Annotated in this window: 1 protein-coding gene and 1 pseudogene; both read right to left on the bottom strand. The window is 33.3% G+C overall.

Going from position 1 to position 1,424, the window contains the following annotated elements; all coding sequences use genetic code 11:
• Positions 1 to 404, bottom strand: a pseudogene (locus F6K23_RS40455) (class I SAM-dependent methyltransferase); the annotation flags it as partial.
• 300 nt (positions 405 to 704) lie between these two features.
• Positions 705 to 1,244: a methyltransferase domain-containing protein gene (locus F6K23_RS40450; RefSeq protein WP_293166846.1), complete on the bottom strand. Its 540-nt coding sequence runs from the start codon at positions 1,242 to 1,244 to the stop codon at positions 705 to 707.
• Between the last annotated feature and the right edge of the window lie 180 nt (positions 1,245 to 1,424).

The following is a 1,424-nucleotide window of genomic DNA, read 5'->3' as shown; positions in this document are numbered from 1 at the left end:
CTGGCAATACAAATGTCAAACCGCTTTGTGTTTGTTTGCAGATATTCCACAAAGTTTCCGCATAGGAAGCGCGTGCGGTTGAGTTGTAATAATTCTTTGACAATTAGGCACTTCAAATATGCACGGGTATTGGCTTCAATGGATATAATTGATTGCGCCCCCAGACTTTCCATCATATAAGTATGTCCTGCTTCTAAAGGACCAAGTTCCAGGATGCTCTTGTTTGTAAAGCCTCCTATTTGAGAAGCACACCACTCAATGCGTGGATCTTCAAACAATCTTGCTGAGCCAGCTTCTAACTTTGCTAAGCTGTCAGGTAGCTTAGATGACCATTCACCTTTAAAAATGTCAAGCGCTTTCTGTGGGCTTGGTGCTGATTTAATGTACTGATTTAGTATGTTCATGTTGCCTTCATGGTTAGTGTCTTTTGTGATTAGTTAACAAGGTAGATCTAAATATATGTCAATTAAAATTTTTAAAAAAATATCTCATTGTTATTATAGGATTTTTATTATCATAATATGCACTCAATCTTGATCAATATATATAAATTGTTTTATTGTATTGCTGTATTGCCCAATATTTTTTTGTTCACTGTGATGAAAACCATTTACATGCTTTTTCAAGTTCAATTGAATTCCAAGTATTTTTTGATTGCTCTTTTAATGGATACCTTTTTGCATAACGATCAGTAGAAAAGGTTTTTATGGGCTGCACAGTGTGACCTTTATAGTTAGTACGTACTTCAATAAATACACCAACTCTCTAACAATATTTTTGTAGTAATTTAAAGCAAAATCAAGGCTTATTTTATTCCTGTATATATCTATTAAAGCTTTAGGTTCAATAATGTAAGTAATTTCTTTAAGTAACCATCTCGCCTTCAATGCCTGTGCCCAAAAATCAGGGTGCCACACGCACATATGAAGATAATGATCCTCATTTAAAAATGATTTATGACCGAAAACAAATGCAGAATTTGACCAAGTATATGGAGTCCAGAACTCTAATTCTGCACCATCTCTACAGACACGACTGATTTCCTGAAAGATATAAATCGGATTTTCGATATGTTCTAAAAAATGAGAAGAGTGGACATATCCAACGCTTTGATTTAGAAAAGGCAAGGGTTGTGTTTGAATATCTAAAACATAATCGACACCAGATATCCCTTGCTGATCAATACCAATAGTTCCTTCTTTCTTCGAGGAGCCACAACCTAAATCAATCCTCAGTTCGTTCATTTTGCAATATTTTAAAAAATCTAGATTATTTATTAAGTTACTTAGATTCCTATACTATAATCTTCTCTGTTCCTCAGTAAACTACATCTGCATTAATTATTTAAGTAATCTTCTTCAAGACAACAATAAATTCTGAATCATTTTTTTGAACTAATTCAATTTCAAATGGTAAAGATAACA

It is taken from the genome of Okeania sp. SIO2C9, assembly GCF_010672455.1.
Taxonomy (GTDB): Bacteria; Cyanobacteriota; Cyanobacteriia; order Cyanobacteriales; family Microcoleaceae; genus Okeania.
The sequence above is the reverse complement of the archived record's forward strand: the minus strand, read 5'-3'. Positions and strand labels throughout refer to the sequence as shown.

What these genes read in the sequence shown, in the direction of transcription:
- F6K23_RS40450 (WP_293166846.1), bottom strand. Translation starts at nt 1,244, where the DNA reads ATGAACGAACTGAGGATTGATTTAGGTTGTGGCTCCTCGAAGAAAGAA.